The sequence below is a fragment of the Kaistella sp. genome (assembly GCF_041824135.1).
GTDB lineage: Bacteria > Bacteroidota > Bacteroidia > Flavobacteriales > Weeksellaceae > Kaistella.
Map to the genome: position 1 here is coordinate 1 of NZ_JBGZYM010000074.1, position 3,585 is coordinate 3,585.

Annotated in this window: 4 protein-coding genes; all 4 read left to right on the forward strand. The window is 33.8% G+C overall.

Annotated features, from left to right (window positions below):
* The first annotated feature begins 319 nt into the window (after positions 1-319).
* The 4 genes from ACEYOS_RS08275 (at position 320) to mobV (ending at position 3,503) form a co-directional block, all read left to right on the forward strand.
* Entirely contained in the window at positions 320-913 is a 594-nt protein-coding gene (locus ACEYOS_RS08275) for a replication/maintenance protein RepL (RefSeq protein ID WP_373747986.1), read from the forward strand.
* Positions 914-945: 32 nt separating this feature from the next.
* Complete coding sequence (locus ACEYOS_RS08280; protein ID WP_373747985.1) at positions 946-1,182, forward strand: hypothetical protein; 237 nt, start codon at positions 946-948, stop codon at positions 1,180-1,182.
* On the forward strand, positions 1,172-1,480 hold the full coding sequence (locus ACEYOS_RS08285) for a type II toxin-antitoxin system RelE/ParE family toxin (RefSeq protein ID WP_373747984.1): 309 nt from the start codon (positions 1,172-1,174) through the stop codon (positions 1,478-1,480). Before ACEYOS_RS08280 ends, ACEYOS_RS08285 begins: the two co-directional genes overlap by 11 nt.
* A 211-nt stretch (positions 1,481-1,691) precedes the next feature.
* A complete protein-coding gene (gene mobV / locus ACEYOS_RS08290; RefSeq protein WP_373747983.1) occupies positions 1,692-3,503 on the forward strand; it encodes a MobV family relaxase in 1,812 nt (603 codons plus the stop codon).
* The last annotated feature ends 82 nt before the right edge of the window (positions 3,504-3,585 follow it).

The window sequence follows — 3,585 nt, forward strand, 5'->3', positions numbered from 1 at the left end:
AAAGGCAGAAAATAGAGACACCAAAACCACCCCAAAAAGGGTACGGATTTAGGAGGTAATTTCTTTTTTCTTCCAGCATTAATTTTCCCCTTTGAAAAAGGGGTATTAAGAATATAAGAAGTAAAACGACTTAATTAACTGATAATCAAGGGGGGTCGCGACAACACTACTGTTTTTTGACGACAACACTACTGTTTTTTGACGACAACAAATATATAAATATGTTGTTTTTACAAAGTAAAAAAAAGTATATATTATTGTTGTGTAATAATATTTTTATTGTACTTTTGCAACAACAAAAAAGTAAAAATGTTGTCATATGGGAGCAAAAAAGGTGAATAGTAAAAGGAGAGATGTATCTGCTCTTACAAATTTTGAATTTAACAAAGAAAATCCTTTTTTAAAACAGGCATTAGAGGTTATAAATCAAAATGTAGCTAAAAAGTACAAGACAGCCACAAAAACAAGTGAAAAGGCTATTTTACAAGCCTTTGACCCTAATACAGGTGATATGCTTGGACATACTCAGTTTATCAGACAAATAGAAGTAGATGAGGAACAATTTGCCAAATTATATCTTAGTCGTTTTTCTGCATTTTTTGACCTAAAACCACAGGCAATCAAAGTATTTGGGTATATTCTAAACCAACTAATTCCTAATAAAGATGAATTTGTTTTTATTTTAGAAGATTGTTTGGAATACACAGAGTATAAATCAGAAAATTCTGTAAGAATAGGCTTAACGAATTTGCTCGAAAACCAAATGATAGCAAGAGGAAAAACAGAATTTTTATATTTCATCAATCCTATGGTTGTTTTCAACGGTAATAGAATAACATTCGCAGAAAGCTATGTTAAAAGGAAAAAAAAGCCAGAAGTAGAAAATCCCGACCAATTGAAATTAGACTTTTAAAATAATTAATACCTTTGCAAAAAAATAATGCTATGAGAACGATTAGATTACAGGCTACAATTCAAGAAATTGATTTGCCATATATAGAGAGATTTTTAAAAGGAATTTCAGCCTCAGAAGTTTCTTTTAACGATGTAGATACTTCTATTTCAAAAGAATTAGAAATTGAACTAAGCGAAAGATATAAAGATTTTAAAGAAAATCCTGAGCAAGGTATTTTTCTTGAAGACTTAAAAAAAGAAGTAGTTAAACAGCGATATGGAATTTAGGGTAAAACTTTCTGATAAGGCAAAAAATGATTTTCAAAATATCCTCAACTTTTACGAACCAATACGCGAAGGATTAGGTTTTGAAGTTCAAGACGAAGTTTTAACATATTTGGATAGTTTGAAAAACGATGCCTATATCTATCAAAAAAGAATAGAAGACATACGAAGCTGTTTTACCAAGAGGTTCCATTTTGGAATTTTTTATTTCATAGATGAAACTGAAAAAATAATTCGTGTTATAGGTATTATCAATACCAAAGAAGACATTCAAAAAATCAAAAACAGATATAAAAAATAACCCCTCCCCCGAGCGGTTTTTTTAAGCATTTAAAACCATAAGGTGTAGCTCACTACACTTTAACACTTCCTTAACACCCTCTTTCAGGGGTGTTTGGTCGTATTAAAGTTCCGTGAGGTCTTGCAGACAGCCAAGCCCTACGGGCAGTCCTTCGGACACCTCTTTCAGAGGTTTAAAAAATTAATGCTGGAAGAAAAAAGAAATTAAAAATATGGGACAAGTTGTATTACATTTTGAAAAACACGGAAAGCCAATAGGAGGTTCTTTGGGTCATCACATCGACAGAACGGAGGGTATGGAATATTCATACCAGCACGCAGATTTGACGCGTACGCATCTGAACAAGGTATATCAGTTCAATGAGTATTGTAAAATGAAGTATAATGAGGCTATTCACAAACGCATTGAAGAGGGTTACACTTCGCAGAAATCTATCCGCAGAGATGCCACGTATAGCGTGAATGTAATGCTTAGCGGTTCGCACGAAGAGATGAAAGCAATAGAAGCCGACCCCACTAAATTGGAAGAATGGATAAAGCAAAATGCTAACTGGTGTATTCGGCATTTTGGCAAGGAAAATATTATCCGTTTCAACGTTCATTTAGACGAGAAAACACCTCACATTCATTGCGCTTTTGTTCCAATAACGAAAGATGGAAGATTATCAGCTAAGGACTTTATAGGGAGCAGTATAAAACTTCAAGATTTACAGACCTCCTATGCCAAAGCGATGGAAAAATTTGGACTTGAAAGGGGGATAAAATCGGACAGGAAGCACCAAACCACAGATGAATACCGCAGACGTGAGGCACAGAAGCTCACCACTGCGGAAGAGCTTCACAAAAAAATAGACAGCATAGGTAAAAGTAATTTACTTTTTGGGTTGGAAAATCTAAAAAAAGACCTAAAAGCAGGTATAAATCAAGCAATTTTGAACAACGCAGAAGTTTATGAAAAAAGAGAAATTGAACAAGCTAAATTCTTTCGTGAGGTAAAACAATCTTTTAAAGAATTTGATAGAGCTTTTGAACTTCGGGAACCATTGAAAACTAAATATATAGCGAATAACAAAGTAAATGAAATTATTAATCAAAGCAATTTAATTGACTATTTTTTATACTTGGCGGACAAGGGTTTTATAAATTTTGAGAAAAAATCAGGTAAGGAATTTCTTTTTACAAATGAGAATCAAACACAAAAAATATCCGTTTCAGAAAAAGGCTGGCACGATTTGAAGAGCGGAGAAGGAGGGCAAATCATTAAGGCAATACAAAAATATCAAAAATTAGACTGGTTAGAGGCTGTAAATTGGCTTAATGAATTCAACACAGGGTTAAGTACCAATTTTACAAAAATACGCGAAAAAACAGCCTTAGAACGCCAAAATTTGGAAGATGGTAAATTTCAAATAACACAAGTAGCCAAACCAAGCACAGGTAAGTTAATCAACTATTTTAGAGAAAGGGGAATATCTTCACAAACATTGCGAGAATACACCAAACAAATACATTACCAAGTGGGGCAAAATCATTACTACGGCATAGGATATCAGAACGTTAAAGGAGGTTATGAAATACGAAATCCCTTTGCAAAGACAAAATTTGGAACATCTGATGTTACAGAACTCGGAAATCCACAAGCAAAAAAAATGGCGGTATGTGAAGGAATGACAGACACGCTTTCGATGATTGAGATTTTGAAAGCAAAAGGGAGAGATTTAAACGATTACAAATTTGTTTGCTTGAATTCTGTTACCAATGTGTCTAAATTTATAGAACGTTACCAAAATGAAAGCTCCCAAATGTTTTTCTGTTTGGACGGAGATAGTGCCGGAAACGAAGCAACTAAGAAACTTCTGGAACAATTTCCCCAAGCACAGGATGTCCGAGACTCGTTCGGTATTCACGAACAGGGCTACAAAGATTTAAACGAACATTTGAAAGATATTTTATTCAACAGGGAAAAAAGGCAGAAAATAGAGACACCAAAACCACCCCAAAAAGGGTACGGATTTAGGAGGTAATTTCTTTTTTCTTCCAGCATTAATTTTCCCCTTTGAAAAAGGGGTATTAAGAATATAAGAAGTAAAACGACTTAATTAACTG

Coding starts and splice junctions, on each gene's coding strand:
- ACEYOS_RS08275 (WP_373747986.1), top strand. CDS start 320: ATGGGAGCAAAAAAGGTGAATAGTAAAAGGAGAGATGTATCTGCTCTT.
- ACEYOS_RS08280 (WP_373747985.1), top strand. CDS start 946: ATGAGAACGATTAGATTACAGGCTACAATTCAAGAAATTGATTTGCCA.
- ACEYOS_RS08285 (WP_373747984.1), top strand. CDS start 1,172: ATGGAATTTAGGGTAAAACTTTCTGATAAGGCAAAAAATGATTTTCAA.
- mobV (WP_373747983.1), top strand. CDS start 1,692: ATGGGACAAGTTGTATTACATTTTGAAAAACACGGAAAGCCAATAGGA.